The 19932-nt window shown below is 69.9% G+C and carries 20 protein-coding genes; 13 read left to right on the top strand and 7 right to left on the bottom strand.

The annotated features are described in order from the left end of the window. Positions 1-128 precede the first annotated feature (128 nt). The 4 genes from SD455_RS06235 to SD455_RS06220 all read left to right on the top strand — a co-directional run bounded on the left by SD455_RS06235 (position 129) and on the right by SD455_RS06220 (position 5627). Complete coding sequence (locus SD455_RS06235) at positions 129-1442, top strand: hypothetical protein (RefSeq protein WP_445507556.1); 1314 nt, start codon at positions 129-131, stop codon at positions 1440-1442. 41 nt (positions 1443-1483) lie between these two features. Continuing rightward, on the top strand, positions 1484-3601 hold the full coding sequence (locus SD455_RS06230; RefSeq protein WP_445507555.1) for a prolyl oligopeptidase family serine peptidase: 2118 nt from the start codon (positions 1484-1486) through the stop codon (positions 3599-3601). A gap of 131 nt (positions 3602-3732) precedes the next feature. After that, complete coding sequence (locus SD455_RS06225; protein WP_445507554.1) at positions 3733-4764, top strand: ATP-binding cassette domain-containing protein; 1032 nt, start codon at positions 3733-3735, stop codon at positions 4762-4764. Beyond that, positions 4761-5627 carry an ABC transporter permease gene (locus tag SD455_RS06220; protein WP_445507553.1) on the top strand — a complete coding sequence of 289 codons (867 nt, stop codon included), beginning with the start codon at positions 4761-4763 and terminating at the stop codon, positions 5625-5627. The genes SD455_RS06225 and SD455_RS06220 overlap by 4 nt, the downstream gene beginning before the upstream one ends. A gap of 25 nt (positions 5628-5652) precedes the next feature. Here the strand turns inward: SD455_RS06220 and SD455_RS06215 are convergent, their stop codons facing one another. Beyond that, the gene (locus tag SD455_RS06215) at positions 5653-6135 is read right to left on the bottom strand and encodes a DUF4870 domain-containing protein (protein ID WP_445507552.1); all 483 of its coding nucleotides are present in this window, start codon (positions 6133-6135) and stop codon (positions 5653-5655) included. 80 nt (positions 6136-6215) lie between these two features. On the opposite strand from SD455_RS06215, the gene SD455_RS06210 reads away from it, so the two are divergent. The 4 genes from SD455_RS06210 to SD455_RS06195 all read left to right on the top strand — a co-directional run bounded on the left by SD455_RS06210 (position 6216) and on the right by SD455_RS06195 (position 8535). Further along, the gene (locus SD455_RS06210; RefSeq protein ID WP_070161688.1) at positions 6216-7028 is read left to right on the top strand and encodes an SIR2 family NAD-dependent protein deacylase; all 813 of its coding nucleotides are present in this window, start codon (positions 6216-6218) and stop codon (positions 7026-7028) included. 4 nt (positions 7029-7032) lie between these two features. Beyond that, complete coding sequence (locus SD455_RS06205; RefSeq protein WP_070161665.1) at positions 7033-7950, top strand: undecaprenyl-diphosphate phosphatase; 918 nt, start codon at positions 7033-7035, stop codon at positions 7948-7950. Next, positions 7947-8237, top strand: a complete 291-nt coding sequence (locus tag SD455_RS06200; RefSeq protein WP_083277700.1) for a DivIVA domain-containing protein — start codon at positions 7947-7949, stop codon at positions 8235-8237. The genes SD455_RS06205 and SD455_RS06200 overlap by 4 nt, the downstream gene beginning before the upstream one ends. 127 nt (positions 8238-8364) lie before the next feature. After that, on the top strand, positions 8365-8535 hold the full coding sequence (locus SD455_RS06195) for a DUF3117 domain-containing protein (protein ID WP_070161663.1): 171 nt from the start codon (positions 8365-8367) through the stop codon (positions 8533-8535). A gap of 24 nt (positions 8536-8559) precedes the next feature. Here the strand turns inward: SD455_RS06195 and SD455_RS06190 are convergent, their stop codons facing one another. Further along, the gene (locus SD455_RS06190; RefSeq protein WP_070161661.1) at positions 8560-9210 is read right to left on the bottom strand and encodes an O-methyltransferase; all 651 of its coding nucleotides are present in this window, start codon (positions 9208-9210) and stop codon (positions 8560-8562) included. A 167-nt stretch (positions 9211-9377) separates the two neighbouring features. On the opposite strand from SD455_RS06190, the gene SD455_RS06185 reads away from it, so the two are divergent. The 3 genes from SD455_RS06185 (at position 9378) to SD455_RS06175 (ending at position 12503) form a co-directional block, all read left to right on the top strand. Further along, complete coding sequence (locus tag SD455_RS06185) at positions 9378-10190, top strand: hypothetical protein (RefSeq protein WP_445507551.1); 813 nt, start codon at positions 9378-9380, stop codon at positions 10188-10190. A gap of 20 nt (positions 10191-10210) precedes the next feature. Then, a complete protein-coding gene (locus tag SD455_RS06180; RefSeq protein ID WP_311025699.1) occupies positions 10211-10873 on the top strand; it encodes a Sec-independent protein translocase TatB in 663 nt (220 codons plus the stop codon). A 184-nt stretch (positions 10874-11057) separates the two neighbouring features. After that, on the top strand, positions 11058-12503 hold the full coding sequence (locus SD455_RS06175) for an APC family permease (RefSeq protein WP_311025700.1): 1446 nt from the start codon (positions 11058-11060) through the stop codon (positions 12501-12503). 12 nt (positions 12504-12515) lie between these two features. Here the strand turns inward: SD455_RS06175 and SD455_RS06170 are convergent, their stop codons facing one another. The 4 genes from SD455_RS06170 to SD455_RS06155 all read right to left on the bottom strand — a co-directional run bounded on the left by SD455_RS06170 (position 12516) and on the right by SD455_RS06155 (position 17513). Further along, positions 12516-14609 (bottom strand): TRAP transporter permease, encoded by a 2094-nt coding sequence (locus tag SD455_RS06170; protein WP_083277576.1) that lies wholly within the window; start codon positions 14607-14609, stop codon positions 12516-12518. Then, a complete protein-coding gene (locus SD455_RS06165) occupies positions 14606-15070 on the bottom strand; it encodes a DUF1850 domain-containing protein (RefSeq protein ID WP_445507550.1) in 465 nt (154 codons plus the stop codon). Before SD455_RS06165 ends, SD455_RS06170 begins: the two co-directional genes overlap by 4 nt. Positions 15071-15140: 70 nt before the next feature. Beyond that, the gene (locus SD455_RS06160; RefSeq protein ID WP_445507549.1) at positions 15141-16241 is read right to left on the bottom strand and encodes a TAXI family TRAP transporter solute-binding subunit; all 1101 of its coding nucleotides are present in this window, start codon (positions 16239-16241) and stop codon (positions 15141-15143) included. A 141-nt stretch (positions 16242-16382) separates the two neighbouring features. Beyond that, a complete protein-coding gene (locus SD455_RS06155) occupies positions 16383-17513 on the bottom strand; it encodes an Mrp/NBP35 family ATP-binding protein (RefSeq protein WP_070160769.1) in 1131 nt (376 codons plus the stop codon). A gap of 82 nt (positions 17514-17595) precedes the next feature. On the opposite strand from SD455_RS06155, the gene SD455_RS06150 reads away from it, so the two are divergent. Together SD455_RS06150 and SD455_RS06145 are read left to right on the top strand one after the other, a co-directional pair. After that, on the top strand, positions 17596-18405 hold the full coding sequence (locus SD455_RS06150) for a hypothetical protein (RefSeq protein WP_139827755.1): 810 nt from the start codon (positions 17596-17598) through the stop codon (positions 18403-18405). A 96-nt stretch (positions 18406-18501) separates the two neighbouring features. Then, a complete protein-coding gene (locus tag SD455_RS06145) occupies positions 18502-19386 on the top strand; it encodes a general stress protein (protein ID WP_139827754.1) in 885 nt (294 codons plus the stop codon). Positions 19387-19401: 15 nt separating this feature from the next. Here the strand turns inward: SD455_RS06145 and SD455_RS06140 are convergent, their stop codons facing one another. Beyond that, positions 19402-19674, bottom strand: a complete 273-nt coding sequence (locus SD455_RS06140) for a GlsB/YeaQ/YmgE family stress response membrane protein (RefSeq protein WP_070160764.1) — start codon at positions 19672-19674, stop codon at positions 19402-19404. Between the last annotated feature and the right edge of the window lie 258 nt (positions 19675-19932).

Genomic DNA, 19932 nt, shown 5'->3' with positions numbered 1-19932 from the left:
CTTCGCCGCCTCGAGCTGCCCCGTGAGCCGCCGTCGAGGGGAGCAGTGCGCGAACCCCCTGTGGCAGACTCGTGCCGTCGGCCGCTGCGGTCCGCTCCGGAGCGGCTGGGGAGCGGAGGAGGGGTCGGATGGGACGGATCGGGGCAACGGCTCTCAGGGCATCGGCCCTCGGTGCGGGGGCGGTGCTGGTGCTGAGCGGCTGCGGGATCTCCGACGGCACCGACATCGCCGCGGTGCTGACCGACGAGGACTTCATCGACGGTGAGGTGAACTGCGGGGACGCGTCAGTGGACGTCACCACGGAGTTCACCTGCTTCGTGGACGGCCTGTCGGTCGGGCAGCCGTCCGGCAGCTCGGTGCTGGAGGTGACCTACCTCAGCGATGACGAGATCCTCGTGGAGGGCGCGTCCATCGACCCTGCCGGTCCGGGGGACTCTCTGTACCGCCGTCTGGAGCCCGGCCTGGTGCAGCTGACTGAACCCCCTGGGCCGTCGGCTGAAGCCGACCACCCGGGTGAGGAGGGGACCCTCTTCACCCCAGGGGCAGGACTGGTGGTCGAGAGGGTCGGAGAGCTCACCGCCGCGTCGGCGCAGATGCTGGACCAGGGAGATGACGAGGATCGTGCCGTGGCCTCCTTCCCCGCCGTGGGGGAGGAGCTGCTCCTGCTGGAGCTCTTCGCACAGGAGTGGGAGTGGCCGGGAGGTGAGGGTCTGGACGAGCCTGCGATCCTCTGGCTGGAGGTCGACGGCCGACGCACCCAGGTGCTGACCCTGGACGATGCCGTCGCGACGGTGGGCGGACAGGGCCTGCTGATCTCCGTGCCGGAGGAGGCCCCGGCGGCCCTGGTCCTCGAGTTCGAGGGCCATGATCAGCGCGTCGATGCCCGCACCGGGCGGCGTCAGCTGCCGGAGGACGATCCTGCAGCGGGCTGGTACAGCCTGGACCCGGTGCATCCGCACCAGAGCCTCATCTGGAACCCCGAGGCCATCGCAGGAGAGCAGGATGTGGACGGCCTCGAGGACCGGCTGGTGGTCGATCCGTGGATCACGGAGGCAGGTCTGCACGGCTGGACCCCGGAGCACGGCTGGGCGGACCCGGGGGAGGCCTGGCTGAGCATCGAGATGGGCCTGGGCCTGTACCCGGAGGGCACCGAGTGGGCCTTGCGCGCATTCGAGGCCGCCGCCGTCGAGCTCGAGCTGCTCCTCACCGTGGACGGCGAGGAGCACGTCATGCTCCTGACCGAGGAGGTCGAGGACCCGGGGCGTGATGCCTGGACCTCCGAGGTCGTCGTGGCGATCCCTCCGGCCACGGATGAGATCCTGCTCCGCCTCGAGGGTGAGGTGGAGGTCTTCGACCTCGACCGCGACGAGACCGTCGGCTCGGTGGAGGTTCTGACCGAGGACGAGGTGCTCTTGCCGCCACGTGCCGCGGAGAACGGGTGAGTCAGGGACTGCTGGGTGTGGTCGGGAGTAAGATGGGCCCCATGACAGTTACCTCTGGCAACCGTTCCGTGCAGCCGCTCATCGCCCCTGACGCCGACCCGCATCTGTGGTTGGAGGAGGTCACCGGCGACGACGCCCTGGCCTGGGTGCGGGCGCGCAACGCCCGCGCCGAGGAGGAGCTGGTCGACGACACCTTCGAGGCTCTGCAGTCCGACATCCGCGAGATCCTCGACGCGAGCGACCGCATCCCCGTGGTGTCCCGCCGCGGAGCGCACCTCTACAACTTCTGGACCGACGCCGAGCACCCCCAGGGTATCTGGCGCCGCACCACCGAAGAGTCCTACCGCACGGACGAGCCCGAGTGGGACGTGTTGATCGACCTCGACGAGCTCTCCGCCGCCGAAGGCGTGACCTGGGTGTGGCACGGCGCCACCGTGCTGCGGCCCCGGCAGGACGGCGAGCCGTGGCGGCACGCTCTGGTCTCGCTGTCCCGGGGCGGCTCGGACGCCGACGTCACCCGAGAGTTCGACCTTGTTGAGCGCCGATTCGTGGATCCCGAGGAGGGCGGATTCGCCAAGCCCGAGGGCAAAGGCTCCGTGAGCTGGATCGACGCGGACACCGTCTACATCAGCACCGATCACGGTGAGGACGCCGTCACCACCTCCGGGTATCCGCGCGCCTGCCGCCGGTGGCGTCGCGGCACGCCCCTTCAGGAGGCTGAGACGGTGGTCTCCGTGGAGCCCGACCACATGGTGGCCGCTGCCGGACACCTCGGCACCCCAGGGTTCGAACGCGACATCGCGGTGCGCGTGCTGGGCTTCTATGACCGGGAGACCCTGCTGATCGACGACGGCGGCCTGCGTCGTGTGGAGGTCCCCACCGATGTGCGGGTCAGCATCCATCGCGATCTCTTCCTGTTCATGCCCCGCACCGAGACGACCCTGCAGGGGCAGACCTTCCCCGGCGGTTCGCTGGTGGTCGCCGACATCGACGACTTCATGGCCGGCCGAGCCGAGCTGACCGCGCTGTTCACCCCGGACGCCTCCACCTCGCTGCAGGACGTCACCGCCACACCGCAGTGCCTGGTGCTGACCGTCATGCAGGACGTGGTGCACCGGCTGGAGGCCCATGTCCGCACCTCGCAGAGCCCCACCGACTGGCGCCGGTCGCCGGTCTTCGAGGACCTGACCGGCACCCTGTCCGTGGCGGCGGTGGACCCGGAGGAGTCCGAGCAGGTCTGGATCACCTCCGAGGACCACCTCAAGCCCACCACTCTGCACCTGGGGGACCTCTCCGGGCTGCTCGACGGCGGGCAGGAGACGCACGAGGCGCTGAAGTCCGCTCCGGAACGCTTCGACGCCTCCGGCCTGACCTCGGTGCAGCGTTTCGCCACCAGCGATGACGGCACGCGGGTGCCCTACTTCCTGATCGGCCCGCAGGAGCTGCTGGCCGAAGGCTCCGGCGCGGCGCCGCGGCCCACGATGCTCTACGGCTACGGCGGCTTCGAGATCTCGATGACCCCGGGCTATCTGGGGGTGGTCGGCAAGACCTGGCTGGAGTCGGGCGGAGTCTACGCGGTGGCCAACATCCGCGGCGGCGGCGAGTACGGCCCGGACTGGCACCGTGCTGCGCTGCGGGAGAACAGGCATCTCGCCTATGAGGACTTCGCCGCCGTCGCGAAGGACCTGGTGGCCACCGGCGTCACCACGGTGCCGCAGCTGGCCTGCCGCGGAGGCTCCAACGGCGGCCTGCTCACCGGGAATATGCTCACGCAGTATCCCGAGCTGTTCGGAGCGGTGGTCATCCAGGTGCCGCTGCTGGACATGAAGCGATTCTCCCATCTGCTGGCCGGAGCCTCCTGGCGCGCCGAGTATGGGGATCCGGACACTGAGGACTGGGAGTTCATCCGGGGCTTCTCTCCCTATCACCTGCTGCAGGAGGGGCGTCGATATCCGGCGGTCCTGCTGACCACCTCCACGCGGGACGACCGGGTCCACCCGGGGCATGCCCGCAAGATGACGGCAGCTCTGGAATCCCTGGGGGCCGATGTGAGGTACTGGGAGAACACTGAGGGAGGACACGGCGGCGCCGCCAGCCCTGAGCAGCAGGCCCGGCTCAACAGCTTCATCTACCGGTTCCTCCAACGGCAGCTCAGCTGATCCCGCGCCGGAAGCTCTCTCCAGGGCTGCGGGCGGTGCGCCGGGGACGCCGGACGCACTGGGAATCTGAGTACGGCGTACGGTATGCTGTCCGGGTCCTCCTCACCACCCTGCTGGAGAAAGGAGCACGCATGAGCGTGCCGACAGCGGATCCGGCCGTCGAGACCCGCGGCCTGGTCAAGAGATTCGGCGACAACACCGCCGTGGACGGCGTCGATCTCTCCATCCCCCGTGGGGGCATCTACGGAGTGCTGGGGCCCAACGGCGCCGGCAAGACCACCGTGATCCGGATGCTCGCCACCCTGCTGCGTCCCGACGGCGGCGAAGCCCGCGTGCTGGGTCATGACGTCTTCGCTGAACCCGCGACCATCCGCGAGAAGATCGCCCTGACGGGTCAGTTCGCCTCGCTGGACGAAGACCTCACCGGCATCGAGAACCTCGTGCTGCTGGGCCGTCTGCTCGGGTTCCCCGGCCGGACCGCGCGGCGCCGGGGCCACGAGCTCCTGGAGGCCTTCGGGCTCGCCGAGGCGGCGGGTCGCCAGGTGAAGAAGTACTCCGGCGGCATGCGCCGTCGCCTGGACATCGCGGGCTCCCTGCTGGTCACCCCGGAGCTGATCTTCCTGGACGAGCCCACCACCGGGATCGATCCACGGTCCCGGAACCAGGTCTGGGACATCATCCGGACCCTGGTGGGGGCCGGCACCACTGTGCTGCTGACCACCCAGTACCTGGAGGAGGCGGACCAGCTGGCGGACCGGCTGGCCGTCATCGACCACGGTCAGGTGATCGCCGAAGGCACGCCCGGCCAGCTCAAGGCGCAGGTCGGTTCCGGTGCGCTGACCGTCCGGGTGGTCGAGCCCGCAGACCGGGAGCAGGCGGCGGAGCTGCTGGCTCGCACGATCGAGGCCGAGGTCACCAGGGAGCCTGATCCGACGGCGCTGACCGCGCGGCTCAACGAGCGATCCCGGGCCGCAGCGGCCCTGAGCGCCCTGGAGGAGGCGCATATCGACGTCGAGACCTTCGCCCTGGGCCAGCCCAGCCTGGACGAGGTCTTCCTGGCGCTGACTGGGCATCGCGCCGAGCACGAAGGCGAAGAGGACGGGGCGGCCGCCGACGAGACCGACGGCGGCCGAGACGACCAGGCGGAGGCGACCATCCGATGAGCATCAACGCGACCACCACGCTGCACGAGTCCGAGCGGATCCGCCACATCCTGGTCAGCCCGGAGGACCGCCCCGCGCGGGCCGGTGCCTTCAGCGCCTCGATGACCTATGGCTGGCGCGCGCTGCTGAAGATCAAGCACGTCCCCGAGCAGCTCTTCGACGTCACGATCTTCCCGATCATGATGACGGTGATGATGACCTACGTGTTCGGCGGGGCCATCGGTGAGGCGATGGCGGGAGGCGACTCGCAGTCCGCCGTCGACGCCTACGTGCAGTTCCTGATCCCCGGGGTCTTCGTGCAGACGTTGGTGATGATCACCATGTACACGGGGCTGACCCTGAATCGGGACATCTCCAAGGGCGTCTTCGACCGCTTCCGCTCCCTGCCCACCTGGCGGCCCGCGCAGCTGGTGGGCGCGCTGCTCGGCGACCAGGTGCGCTACACCATCGCGGGGGTGATCATCCTGGTGGTGGGCGTCATCATGGGCTTCCGCCCCGGCGGTGGGCTGACCGGTGCGGTCGCGGCCTTCGCGCTGCTGCTGGTCTTCAGCTTCTGCCTGTCCTGGGTGTGGACCACGGTGGCGCTGCTGATGCGCACCGAGCAGGCCGCCATGGGGGTGTCCATGTTCATCCTGATGCCGCTGACCTTCGTGTCGAACATCTTTGCGGATCCGCAGACCATGCCGGGCCCCGTGCGGGCCTTCGCGGAGATCAACCCGGTCTCCACCGTGGTCGCCGCGGTCCGGGATCTCATGGACGGCACCTACGACGTCGGCGGCCTGACCATGGTGCTGGTCTACTGTGCGGTGCTGGTGGTGGTCTTCGGGCCGCTGTCCATGCTCATCTACAACCGGAAGAGCTGAGCGGCCCGGGTGTGCCCGGCGCGGCTCATTTGATGAAGCGGATGCTGATCGGATACCGGTAGGGACGCCTGTTGTAGGCGGCGATGGCCGCCATGATCCCGAAGACGATCGCGCAGACCCAGGCGATGAAGATGATCAGCGCGCCGATGAGGATGACGGTCAGGATGCCGCCGACCACATAGGCGATGAACAGCGTGATCTGGAAGTTCAGGGCCTCCTTGCCGTGGTCGTCGATCATCCGGCTGCGCTCGCGGAAGACGAGCCACACCACCAGCGGCACCAGCCAGGACAGGAACACGCCGCCGAGGTGGAGGGCCACGCCCCAACCCTGCTCCTCACCGGGGGTGAGCGGCCGCACAGGACCGGCCGACACCCCGCCGTAGGCGGACTGCTGCGGCTGTCCGGGCCCGGGCTGTCCGGGGTCTGCCGGGTGGGGCTGTCCCGGGGCGTTGTGGGCATCCTGCGGGTCCACGGGCTCAGGGCCCTGCCCAGTCGGGGGCTGTGTCATGGCTCCTCCTCGCATCGTGATGAGCGTCCAGGTGATGCTCAGCTTAGTGCGCGGGCGGCTCAGTGGATACGGTGGTCAGCATGCGAGAGCTGTCTGTGACCGAATCGGTGCCGGAGGACGTCGTCACCCTGGTCCGTGAGGCGCGCCAGGTGGTGGCGCTCAGCGGAGCCGGAATGTCCGCCGAATCCGGGGTGCCCACCTTTCGGGAGGTCCAGCGCGGTCTCTGGGAGCGGTTCTCCGCCGAGGAGCTGGCCACCCCGGACGCCTTCGAGGCGGATCCGGCCCTGGTGTGGACCTGGTATCGCTGGCGGCAGGCACTCATCGCCGCGGTTGAGCCGAACCCCGGGCATCGCGCGCTGGCGGCCTGGCAGCGCCACCTCGCCGACCAGGGCGGTTGGCTGGCGGCGGTCACGCAGAACGTCGACGACCTCCACGAACGTGCCGGCACGGACGTCCTGGCCCACCTGCATGGCAGCATCACCACCCATCGCTGCGCCGACTGCCAAGAGCCCGTCGAAGTTCCCGCCCCGGCCTACGACGGGTTCACAGTCCCGCCCGAGCCTGAGCAGCCTCCCCGCTGTCCGGCCTGCCAGGAGGGGCTCGCGCGCCCCGACGTCGTCTGGTTCTCGGAGATGCTCCCGGCGGAGGCCTTCGACGCCGCCACCGCCGCCATCCGCGCCAGCGACCTGGTGATCGTGGTGGGCACCTCCGGCATCGTGCAGCCGGCGGCGTCGCTGCCCCTGCTGGGCCTGGAGCGTGGCGTCCCGCTGATCGAGATCAACCCGGAGGAGACCGGGCTGACGGAGGTCATGGACTTCGCGATCCGCGGCCGCTCCGGCGAGGTCCTGCCCCGGCTGCTGGCCGCCGCCGGCATCCCTCTCGACAGAAGGTGACGCGTTGACGCTGTGGGAATCCGTGCTCCTGGGCGTGATCCAGGGGCTGTTCATGTTCATCCCGGTGAGCTCCTCCTCCCACCTGGTGCTGACCCAGCACTGGATGGCGGCGACCGGCTCGCCGCTGCCGTCTCCGGAGACCCCGGAGATGCTCCTGTTCAACCTGGTGGTCCACCTGGGGACGATGGTCTCCGTGGTGGTGGTGATGCATCGTCCTCTGGGGCGCCTGCTCTCCGGAACCCTCCGGGAGCTGCGGTGGTGGGCGCGACGTCGCACCCTGCGCCACATGATCCACCTGAAGCTCATGCTCTTCGGCGTGGTCACCACCGGGGTGACCGGCGTGCTGGGACTGCTGGTCCGCGAATACGGCACCGGAGTGTTCGCCACGCCGTGGGCGGTGTCGCTGATGCTGCTGGTCACCGGGGCGATCCTGTGGTGGACGGATTCGGTGCGTGAGACCTGGCGCGGCGCGGCGCAGATGACCATCTGGGTCGCGCTGCTGATCGGCCTGGCCCAGGCCGCCGCACTGTTCCCCGGGCTGAGCCGCTCCGGGCTGACCATCGCCATGGCGCTCGCCCTGGGCATGCACCGCAAGATCGCCGCACAGTACAGCTTCTTCGTGGCCATCCCGACCATCGTCGCCGCCACGGGCGTCCAGTCGCTCAGCCTGCTCGACCATCGGGGCCCGCTCGGGGTGGGCGTCGACGCCTATGTCGTTGCCTTCGTGGTCTCCGCCGTCGTCGGGGCCGGAGCCCTGTGGTTGGTGCTGCGCATGCTCTATCGGGGTCACTTCCGGGTCTTCGCGGTGTACGTGATCCTCCTGGCGATCGTGACCCTCATCCTCCAGCCGGACGATGACGCGCTCGAGCTCGCGGCTGCAGACGACGCGCCGACCGCCGTCGACGAGGAGGTGTCCCCGTGATCTGGCTCTACCTGCTCGCGATCGCGCTGCTGGGCGCCGTCGTCGTGCTGCTGACAGGCCGTGTCGAAGGAGCGGAGCCGCCTGCCGATCTGCCGCCCGGTGACGACGTCACGTCTCTCCTCGCCGCGCGAGAGGGCCGTCCGCTCACCGCCGACGACCTGCGCGGACTCCGCCTGGACCCGGCGTTGCGCGGATATCGCATGGACCAGGTGGAGGCCCTGCTGGACGCTCTCACCGCCCAGCTGGAGCAGGACTCCAGGGAGAGGGGCGAAGACACACCCGGGTGACAGGCGAAGATGTCGCGCTGATCAGGACGTTCACCGGCCGTCCGGGTGACATTCCTCCCATGTGGGGGATAATGGAGACGGATGTGTCACACATCCGCACAGAGGAACACCAGAAGGGAAGCACTCGATGGCTGCAATGAAACCGCGTACCGGCGACGGTCCTATGGAGGTAGCTCAGGAAGGACGCAGCCTCATCATGCGGGTGCCCATCGACGGTGGTGGTCGCCTGGTGCTGGAGATCAACGAGGAGGAGGCACAGGCCCTCAAGGAGTGCCTGGTCGACGCCGTGGGGGAGTGAACCCCCTGTCCAGGGCCTTCCGGCTCAGCGCTTGACGGCGACGAGCAGCCCGGTCCCGGTGCCGAGCATCGTGGTGACCAGGCGCTCGTCGTCGCGCACTGAGCGTTCCACCGCGCGCCTCCGGCGGGTGGACTCTTCCCGGACCGCGGGACGTGGCAGCCGGTCGTGGTCGAGGGCGTCGTTGACGGCCAGCAGCCCGCCCGGGCGCAGCAGGCGCACCCCCTGCTCCACGAACTCGTCGAGCCCCGGGCTGTCCGCATCCAGGTGCACGAGGCAGTAGCCGCCGCTGGTCAGGCGGGGAAGCACCTCCTCTGCGCGGCCGGTGATCAGGCGGGTGCGGGCCGAGGGCACCCCTGATTCCTTGAACGTGGTCCGCGCCGCCTGGAGATGATCGGCGTCGGGATCGATGCTGGTGAGCACCGCGTCCGGCGCGGCTCCGCGCAGCAGCGACAGTCCGGAGACTCCGACGCCGGTGCCGACCTCCACGAGCCCTCGGGCGCCCATGGCGGCGGCGAGCACCGTCAGGGTGGCGGCCACGCCCTCGCTCACAGGAGTGACGCCGAGGTCCTCTCCCCGGCGTCGGGCCGCCTCGAGGATGTGATCCTCAGCATGATGCTGTTCGGCGTACTCCCAGCTGGCGTGCTTGGCCGTCTGGGGACTGTTGAGGGCTTTCATAGATCCTTCCTGCGCTGACCTCGGGCTCTGCGGGAAGCGCCGAGGCGGGCCCGGACTCGGGGCCGGAGCGAGAGTCGCCGCCGGGCTCGTCCCCATCCTATAGAGCCGCGAGCCTTCTCAGGATATTCACAGCGTGCACCCAGACTCTGCTCTCACAATGGTCCCCGATGTCCCCGTCCGCCACGCGCCGTCACCTCAGCGACGACCGGTCAGCCAGGCCCCGAGCCGGCTGGCTGGTGGTGATGTGCCTCATGGTCGCCGTCATGGGGGCCGTCGTGGTGTTCGCCGCGGCATGGGTCCTCGGCGGCCGCGCCGTCTCCGCCCCGGCCTCCGTGGAGGCGCTGGCGCCCGCCGACGGCGGCGTCGGCTCCCCGGCCACGTCGGCCCCGGCCGGTGCCTCCGAGCCGCTGGTCCAGGCCGACGGGACCGCGCAGCTGCCCGGCGCCCTGACCACGACCACCGTCCACGAGCTGCGACTGGACCACCTGGACGACCTCAAGCCGCTCGGCTGGACCGTGGGGCACCTGGTGGACTTCGGCTTCGGCTTCGAGCCGCAGCGGCTGGAGACCGGGGTGGTCGACGGCGTCCGCACGGTGGAGCTGCAGCTGGCCGACGGAGCGGACCGCATCAGCGTGGCGGAGACCCGCCCGGAGTCAGAGGACGTCGGTCTCACCTCGCTGCGGGAGAAGCTGGCCCCCATCCTGGACGAGGATCTGGTGGAGCACCATCGGGTCACCCTGGGCACGGGGGAGGGCTGCGACCTCTTCGTCTCCCGGGCCGGGGACCGCTGGACTGCGGCGGTGGAGACGGACGACGCGCAGTATGTGATCACCTCGAATCTGGCCGAGTCCTCGGCGGAGCAGGTGGCGGACTGGGTGATGGCCTCCGACCGGGCTCGGGTGCAGATGCTGCCCACCGACCCTTCCGCCCGGGACCGTCTGGCCCGGGGCCTGGACGAGCTGTTCCGATGGAACGACTGAGTTCACGGTAGATTTGGTCTGTGCTTGGTATCAACGGTTACGAGCTCATCATCCTGGTGGTGCTCGCTCTGGTCATCCTCGGCCCGGAACGGCTGCCGCAGTATGCCCAGACGCTCGCTGAATGGGTCCGCAAGGCCCGGGGCATGGCTGAGGATGCCAAGAAGCAGTTCAAGGAGGAGACCGGGACCGACTTCGACGACGTCGACTGGAAGAAGTACGACCCCCGGCAGTACGACCCCCGGCGGATCATCCGCGAGGCGCTGGCTGAGGAGGTCGACACCACCCGGCGCGCCGTGGGGGAGGTGCGGGACGCGGCCCGTCTGGAGCCGCCTCGGCGCCCCCGGAACGGTGCAAGCGGGTCCCGCAGCAGCGGGTCCGGGGGCAGCGGCGCAGGAGCCCGCGGCGCGACGCCAGGAGCCCGCAGCACGACCGGGTCTGGCCGCGACGGCGGAGCCGCCCGCCGTGCCGGCACCGCTGGGGCCGCCCACCACCAGAAGTCCGCAGACCCCCGGGAGGTCTTCGGGGCCGGGAAGGACGCCAAGAGCTCGGGCGCACTGGCGGCCGGGCTGGCCGGTGCCTCCGTCGCCGGAATCACCGGCTCGGCCTCGCTCGACGACGGCGACGGTGCGGGATCGGCCGACACGCCCCCGACGCCGGCGCCCTTCGACGTCGACGCCACCTGAGCCGGGTCCGTCAGCTCACGGTCCGTCATCCGGTGGTCCCTCCGCCGGTGCCGGGTCCGCCGGCGCTCCCTCAGGTCGGACTCGAAACCTCTGAGGACACGTCCCTCTGACGCGCCTATCGTGTGGTCCACACCTTCAGCGGAGGGCGTTACACCGCTGGACGAGGCGAGGCCGGGAGGACCACATGGGTGAGGCGACGACGGAACGACGATTCATCAAGTCCCTGGGAAGTCTGGAGACGTTCTTCCTCGGATTCGGCGCGATGATCGGCTTCGGCTGGATCGTGCTGACCGGAGATTGGCTGAACAGCGCCGGCACGTTCGGCGCTGTGACCGCCTTCGTCATCGGCGCGATCATCATGGCACTGGTCGGGCTGGTCTATTCCGAGCTGGTCTCGGCGATGCCCCTGGCCGGCGGGGAGCACAACTACCTGCTGCGAGGCTTCGACCCGCGGTTGGCGCTGCTCGGCTCCTGGGGCATCGTGGGTGGCTACATCACCGTCGTCGCCTTCGAGGCGGTGGCCATCCCTCGTACGGTGGCCTACATCTTCCCGCAGGTGCATCAGATCCCGCTGTGGACGATCGCCGATTCCCAGGTGCACTTGACTTGGGCGCTCATCGGATCCGGCACCGCGGTGCTGCTGACCTGGCTGAACATCCGCGGCATCAAGCCGGCCAGCCTCTTCCAGACCTCGGTGATCATCTTCGTGGTGGTGGTGGCCGTGGTCATGCTGGCCGCCGCGATCTTCGGCGGGGAGCCCTCCCATGCGGAGCCTCTGTTCACCGGGGGCGGGGCCGGCATCATCGCCGTGCTGGTGATGGTGCCCTTCCTCTTCGTCGGCTTCGACGTCATCCCGCAGTCCGCGGAGGAGGTCAACCTTCCGGCCCGGAAGATCGGCCGCCTGGTGGTCGTCTCGGTGCTCGCCGCGGCCGCGTTCTACATCCTGATCGTGCTGACCACCTCGGTGGCGCTGCCGGCCACTGAGATGGGCGATTTCGATCTCGCGACCGCCGACGCCATGGCGGTGCTCATGGGCTCCCAGTTCTGGGGGAACCTGGTGGTGGCCGGAGGCCTCGCGGGTCTGCTGACCTCCTGGAACGCGTTCCTCATCGGCGCCTCCCGGCTCATCTGGGCCATGGCGAACTCGGGCATGCTGCCTGCATGGTTCGCCGTGCTGCACCGCCGCAACGGCACCCCGGTCAACGCGCTGCTGTTCATCGGCGGGATCTCGGTGATCGCCCCGTTCTTCGGTGAGGTGATGCTCGTCTGGCTGGTGGACTCCGGGTCGCCGAGCATCGTGATCACCTACCTGCTGGTCGCCCTGGTGTTCCTGGTGCTGCGCCGCCGCGAGCCGGACATGCCTCGGCCCATGAAGGTCGGCAGCGGCTCGCAGGCCGCAGGGACGGCCGTCGGCGTGGCCGCCGTCGCGTCCTCCGCGCTGATGCTGATCCTCTACCTGCCGGGCATGCCGGCGTTCCTGGAGCCCCAGCCCTGGATCATGTTCGGGCTGTGGTGGCTGCTGGGCATCACCTTCATGCTCCGCCTGCCCGGCGGGGTGACGCCCGGGCCCCGGGCGGAGGAGGACCTGCTGGCCGCCCTCGCCGCCCGGCGTCGTCGCCGCTCCGGCTGAGCGCCGGACGGATCAGATGGCCTTCAGGCTCAGCTTGCCGGCGCTGCGGGCCCTGAGCAGCTGCACCCCCAGCACGGCGATCACCAGGGCCACGCCGATCACGTCGTAGAGGACGTCGGCGGAGAGCATCATCACCGCGCCGACGGCCAGCACGAGGCGCAGATACCAGGCCATGACCACCATGAAGTGGCCCTCCAGCGCGACACCCAGCAGCAGCACCGCCACCAGGGCGGAGGCGACCACCGTCACTCCGGTGAGCAGGTCGACGTCGCGCAGCAGCAGGTCCGGGTTGTAGACGAACATGTAGGGGATCACGAAGCCGGCAGAGGCCAGCTTGAAGGCCGCCCCGCCGGTGGCCATGGGCTTGCCCCCGCTGATGCCAGAGGCGGCGAAGGCCGCCAGCGCCACCGGTGGGGTGATGTTCGCGAACAGGCCGAAGTAGAAGACGAACAGGTGGGCCACCAGGGGCTCCACCCCGAGCGTCGTCAGCGCAGGGGCTGCCATGGTGGCGGTGACGATGTAGGCCGGGATCGAGGGCAGTCCCATGCCGAGGACCAGGCAGGCCAGCATCGTCATCACCAACGTCCAGAACAGCACCCCGCCGGAGAGTTGCACGATCGCCGAGGCCAGCGTCACCCCGAATCCGGAGATCGTCACCACGCCCACGATCACGCCCACCGAGGCGCAGGCCACCGCGACGCCGAGGGCCGACCGGGTGCCGTCCTCCAACGCCTGGAGGACGTCCCGCAGACTCATCCGGCTGGTGCGCCGCAGCATGGCCACGGCGATGGTCACCAGGATGGTCAGGAACGCCGAGTACAGGATGGTGCGCCCGGAGAAGAACAGCATGTAGAGCAGGAACGCCAGCGGGATCAGCAGGTGGCCGCGGTCCTTGAGGACGCCCAGCACATCCGGCAGGTTCTCCTTGGCGATGCCCTGCAGCCCCATCCGGGTGGCCCGCAGGTGGATCTGTGCGATCAGGCTGACGTAGTACAGCAGGGCCGGGACGATGGCCGCCAGGGCCACGGTGGTGTAGGGGACGCCGATGGTCTCGGCCATGATGAAGGCCGCCGCACCCATGATCGGTGGGAGCACCTGGCCGCCGACGGAGGCGCTGGACTCCACAGCCCCGGCGAAGTTGCGGCTGTAGCCGATCTTCTTCATCAGCGGGATGGTGAACGCCCCGGTGGAGACTACGTTGGCGATGGCCGAGCCGTTGATCGAGCCCATGAACCCGGAGGCCAGGGTGGCGACCTTCGCGGGGCCGCCACGGCCCTGTCCGGCGATCGCTAGCGCGAGGTCGTTGAACATCTGGCTCATCCCGGACTTCGCCAGGAAGGCGCCGAAGAGGATGAACAGGAAGATGTAGGTCGAGGAGACGCCGATGGCGGTGCCGAAGATCCCCTCGGTGGTGGTGTAGAACTGGTCGGCCAGGGTGTTCCAGTCGTAGCCGCGGTGCCGCAGGAGTCCGGGCAGCTCGCGCCCGTAGAGTCCGAAGAGCACGAACAGCAGCGCCAGGATGGGCAGTGCCCAGCCGGTCACGCGGCGGGCGGCCTCCAGCACCAGCACCACCAGCAGGGTGGCCACCACGATGTCACTGGTGGTGAACCGTCCTGCCTGGAGCACGATCTGCTCGTAGTTGCTCCACATGTACCAGGCGGGCACCAGCGAGAGCAGCGCCAGGGCGGCATCCGGGATCCGCCACCACGCGGCCTGGGCCTTCCGGGAGGGCGGGTAGAGCATGAAGACCAGGAACAGGATCAGGCTGACGTGCAGCGACCGGTGGATCAGGGTGGGCGGCGCGCCGAAGTAGGCCGTGTAGAGGTGGTAGACGGCGGTGAAGATCGCCACCGCGCTGATCAGCAGCGCCAGGGGACGCCAGCGGGTCTGTCGGACTCGGGACTCGGCGTCGTACTTCGCGGCGGCCTCCGCGGCCTCCTGCTCGCGGGCGCGGCGCTCCTCCTCCGAGTCGGGGATGACCTCCAGGGTGCCGTCCGCGCTGATCGGCAGCTCTGTCGCGTCGGCGGAGGAGTCGTGCCGGACACCGCCCGGTGGACGCTCCGGGCCTGTCTCGCCGTCGTCGGAGGTCTTCTTCTCCCTGATCATGCTGGCCTCAGTTCTACGGGTTCATTGTCGGGAAGCTGCAGGGGGTCGAGGAGGTCGGTGTCCTCGTCGATGCCGATGCGGTAGTCCACCCGGTGCGAGTGGATCCAGCGGATCGCCTCGAAGGGGCGGTCGATCTCGGTGATGACCACCCTGCCGTCCTCCAGGGTGACCACGCCTTCGTCCAGGGGCATGCCGGCGCCGTACTCCTGGAACTCGGTGCGCACCAGCAGCAGCCCGTCGGCCTCGACGCGATAGCTGTCGGTCCACCGGGAGCGCTCGATGGAATGGACCCAGGAGTGGGTGACGACCGCTCCGGTCTCCACCGGCCAGGAGGCGTAGACCTCCTGCGTGCGCTGGTGACGGCAGATGAGCCGACGCTCCGAGCCGCAGGCGGTCAGCGCCGCCAGCACGCTCGGTGCGGCGATGACGACGGCGGCCGCCCCACCGACTCGGGTGAGCAACCGCCGTCGAGTCATGGCCGGGGCGCGGACGGAGCCCGGTGCGGACCGAGCTCCTCGCGCCGAGCCGAGGTCACTCGTCGTCGCCCTCGTCCTCAGCGTCGTCCTCAGCGTCGTCCTCAGCTGCGTCGTCAGCGTCATCAGCGTCGCCGTCCTCCGCGTCCTCGGCGCCGGTGTCCACACCCTGCTCCTCGAAGTACTGGGCGGCTCCGGGGTGCAGCGGGACGACCAGGCCGTCGGTGGCGGTCTCGAGCGTGATGTTCTCCGCCTCGGCGTGGGAGGCGTGGATGCGGTCGATGTTGTCGAACAGGGCGGCGGTGATGTCGTAGACCGCCTCCTCGCTCAGCTCCGAGGACGCCAGCAGGTGGTTGGTGACGCTGACGGTCTCCACGTCCTCCTCGTCCTGGTAGGTGCCCGCCGGGATGACGCTCTCGCCGAAGAACTCGTACTCGCTGAGCAGGTTCTCCCGGCCTTCCCCGTCGATCGGGACGGTGATGAAGTCCGTGTTGGTGGCGAGCTCGGTCAGCGACGGGTTCGGCAGACCCGAGGTGGCGAAGAGGGCGTCGATGTGTCCGTTGGCCATCTGGTCGGTGGCCTCCGCGTAGGACAGGTAGTCCTCGTTGATGTCGTCATAGGACATGTCGTAGGCGCCCAGGACCATCTGCGCGTTCAGCTCCACGCCCGAGCCGACGTCACCGACGGCCACATTGGCACCGGCGAGGTCCTCCACCGACTCGATGCCCGCGCCGTCCCGCGCGATGAGCTGCACGGTGTTCGGGTACATCGTCATGATCGCGAGCAGACCATCGCGGGGGTCGTCCTCGAACGGACCGGTGCCCTCGAGGGCCTGCACGGTGGCATCCCCCATGGTGAAGGCGATCTCGGCGTTGCCGTCGGTGAGCAGGTTGATGTTCTCCGCCGAGGCGCCGGTGGCCTGCACAGAGGTGTCGGCGCCGAGCTCGTCCGCGAGCAGGTCCGCCATCGTGGCGCCGATCTGGTAGTACACCCCGGAGGAGCCTCCGGTGGCGATCGTCAGGAAGTCGGCGTCCTGGCTGCCGACGTCCTCGCCGCCCTCGGCCGCGGAGTCGCCGTCGTCGCCGCAGGCGGTGAGCAGCAGGGCGGAGGCCGCCAGGACGGCGCCGGCCGTCCGGGCTCGAGGATAGGTGCGGGTCATGGTGTTCTCCCTCGTGGATCTACGGTGCTGGTGCAGGTGCGCAGCACGACGTCCTGTGATGCACAGCACCATCCTAGGCGAGAGGGGTCACCGGAGCAGGGATGACGAGCCGACGCTGTCGGCGCGGAAGGAGGCGGCGGCTCAGGCCGGGCCGAACGGCAGTCGACGTTCCGTCAGGCTCCGGGGCCGCTGGGCGAGCGCGGAGGCGATGCTGCGCAGCGCCGTGCCGGCGGGGGAGTCGGGTGCGGAGAGGACGGCGGGGGCGCCGTCGTCGCCGGCCTGGCGCAGGCCCGTGTCCAGGGGGACGCTGCCCAGCAGCGGAATCTCTCGCCCCAGCTGGTCGGAGAGCCGGTCGGCGACGATCTGCCCGCCGCCGCTGCCGAACAGGTCCAGGGTGCTGCCGTCCGGCAGCGTCATGGGTCCCATGTTCTCCACGACGCCGGCGACCTTCTGCTCGGTCTGGGTGCTGAGCGCCCCCGCCCGCTCGGCGATGGAGGAGGCGGCGGCCTGCGGGGTGGTCACCACCAGCAGCTCGGAGCCGGGCAGCAGCTGCGCCACAGAGATCGCGATGTCCCCGGTGCCCGGCGGGAGGTCCAGCAGCAGGACGTCCAGGTCGCCGAAGTGCACGTCGGTGAGGAACTGCTCCACGGCGCGGTGGAGCATGGGGCCCCGCCAGGCCACCGCCTGGTTGCCGTCCAGGAACATGCCGATGGAGATGGTCTTCACCCCGTGCGCCACCGGTGGCAGGATCATCTCGTCCAGGCGGGTGGGCCTGTCCGTGATGCCCATCAGGTCCGGCACCGAGAAGCCGTGGATGTCGGCGTCGATCAGCCCGACCTTCAGACCCTGGTCGGCCAGGGCACAGGCCAGGTTCACCGTCACCGTGGACTTGCCGACCCCGCCTTTGCCCGACGCCACCGCGTAGACCCGGGTGAGGCTCTCCGGTTGGGCGAACCGGTTGATGCGTCCGGACTCGCCGCCGCGCAGCTGCTCCTTGAGCTCGGCGCGCTCCTGCGGGGTCATCACGTCCAGCTCGACGGAGGCCGTGGTCACGCCCTCGGCGCGCACCGCGGCGGCGGTGACGTCGTCCACGATGCGGCTGCGCATCGGGCAGCCCTCGATGGTCAGCTTGATGTGGATCCGCGCGGCACCTTCGCCGTCCACGGAGATGTCGCCGACCATGCCCAGCTGGGTGATCGGCAGCCGGATCTCCGGGTCCAGGACCTCGGAGAGTCGGGTGCGGATGCGCTCGGTGACGGGGGAATCAGACACCCGCCCAGTCTAGGGGCGCGGGCCGGGTCGCGTCAGGCGTGCCGATGGTCCCGGCGGCTCGGGGCGGGCATACTGGGCGACTATGGAGGAGAGCAGGGCGCATCCGTTGCGCGGTGACCAGGAGCAGGCCTTCGAAGAGTCCTGCCGCTCGGCGATCGAGCGCCTCTCCGAGGCGGTGGACCTGGTGCTGATCCACAATGAGCGTGAGGTCCGCGGAGATCAGCCTCGCCGCGTGCTCAACCCCATGATCGTCCTGCTGGCCTTCTCCGCGCTGGAACGTCAGCTCGTGGATCTGCACCACCTGGGCCGGGGCCGGCAGTGGCACGGGCCCGGCACTGCGCGGACCCCGCACGGCCGATCGGTGTTCGCAGCGGAGGGCGACGATGGCTGGCGCGCGATCCTGGCGGGTCTGACACGGTCGAGGCTGCCGGAGGAGCTGCGGGTGAGGGTCTTCTCCGGGTGGCGAGGTCGGTCACCGCAGGGCCCGAGGCTTGTCACGGGTGCTCTGGGCGCCGACGGTTCGCCCGGTGACCTGGATGAGGAGCTGCGGCGGTGGCGCACCACGCGCAACGGGATCGCCCACCATTGCCTGCCGCAGCAGATGGCCCACGACGACCACCTGGTGCCCCTCTCGGATGCGGCCACGGAGCGCACGACCACGATCCAGGCCGGTGCCGCGCGGGCATGCCTGGCCACGATGGTCCAACTGGTGGACCAGATCACCGTCCATGTGGCCGCGGCGGCGGACTTCCCTGCCGACGCCGTGCCGAGACCGCCCGGCTGGTGGTTTGCCGACGATCCGCCGCAGCGCGTCCGCGGAGTGAGGGATCCGGGACGGCTGTGGGGTCCGCATGACCTCCCGCGCGGGCTCGTCCACCAGCTGGGGCGCTGAGCGCCGCACAGGTGCGCCCTGTGCGAACTCACAGCCGGACGAGGACCGACCGCGTCCGGGACGGGGCAGAATGGTGGCATGGCGACCAATGCTCCGATGACATCCCCCCAGAACAGCGGGCTGCCCCGCGGTGAGCTCCTGGGCCGTTACCGGTCCTATGAGGATGCCCAAAAGGTGGTGGACCACCTGGCCGCCGCCGACGGCTTCGACATCAAGGCGCTCTCCATCGTGGGCAACGACCTGCGGACCGTCGAGCACATCCGCACCCGGCTGTCCTATCCGCGGGTGGCCGGCGCCGGTGCGGCGCAGGGCGCCATGTTCGGGGCGTTCATCGGACTGCTCATCGTGCTGTTCAGCCCGGAGTCCGGTCTTCCGGACCTGCTGCTGGCGGTCCTGCTGGGCATGGCGATCTGGATGATCGTCGGGGTGATCAGCTACGCGATCCGCAAGGGGCGGCGGGACTTCGCCTCGTCGTCGCAGCTGGTGGCGACCACCTTCGACGTCGTCTGTGACTTTTCCGTGGCCCACCGGGCGCGGCAGCTCGTCCCCGGCGCGGGAGTGCGCGGCGTGACCGCCTATGACGACCCCACATCCCAGCCCTTGGCACCGAACCAGCAGTCGCCGGACCAGCAGTCGCCGAACCAGCAGCCGGTGAGCCAGCAGCCGTCGGCGGGTGCCGACGTCGCGTCCCCGGCCGCGGGTGCTCCGGAGGGCACCAGCGATCCTGCTCAGCAGGGCGGCGCCTCGGCGGCGCAGCCTCGCGCGGGCTACGACGACCTTCCTGACGGCAGGCCCCGGTTCGGCGTCCGTGTGGACCAGCAGCCCGTGCAGGAGCAGCGTTCCCCGGAACAGCCCGTGCAGGAGCAGCGTTCCCCGGAACAGCCGGCGCAGGAACAGCCGGCGCAGGAACAGCCGGGCGACGACCGCTCTGCGGCTGACGGGGCACAGGAGGGCCGGCCCCAGGAGTCAGACCGTCAGTGATCGGCGAACAGGGCCTCAGGCCTCAGCGCCGCGCCGCCCGGTGATGGCCTGCCAGAGGAACGCCACGATCACGCCGCCGCCGATGGCGAACAGCCAGGTGCCGAGGTCGAAGAAGGCATCGTTGACGTTGACGCCGAAGATGGCGGAGGCGATGAATCCGCCGACCAGTGCGCCCAGCACACCGGTGATGAGTGCGGCGATCCACCCTCCGGGCTGCTGGCCGGGCAGGATGGCACGAGCGATGGCGCCCGCGATGAGACCGAGGACGAGCCAGCCGATGATGCTCATGGGAGCCTCCTAGGGAAGTCGACGGGACCTGTCTGGTCCGTGCCGTCAGGATAGGACCGGCCCACGGCGTCTGAACAGCCATGGCGAGCTCGTGTCCTCGATCGAGGAGTCACTTTCCGGCGACTCGGGCCCTGGGTGACGCGCGTCAGTGCCGCGGTGCGTGCCGGAGAATGACCCCCGGATCAGTCAGGCAGCCCGGATCGGTCGGACGGGCCATGACGGACCGCGCCGACACCGCCCCTGCGTAGACGGTCCCGG

The sequence above is a fragment of the Nesterenkonia sp. K-15-9-6 genome, assembly GCF_052656005.1.
The sequence above is the reverse complement of the archived record's forward strand: the minus strand, read 5'-3'. Positions and strand labels throughout refer to the sequence as shown.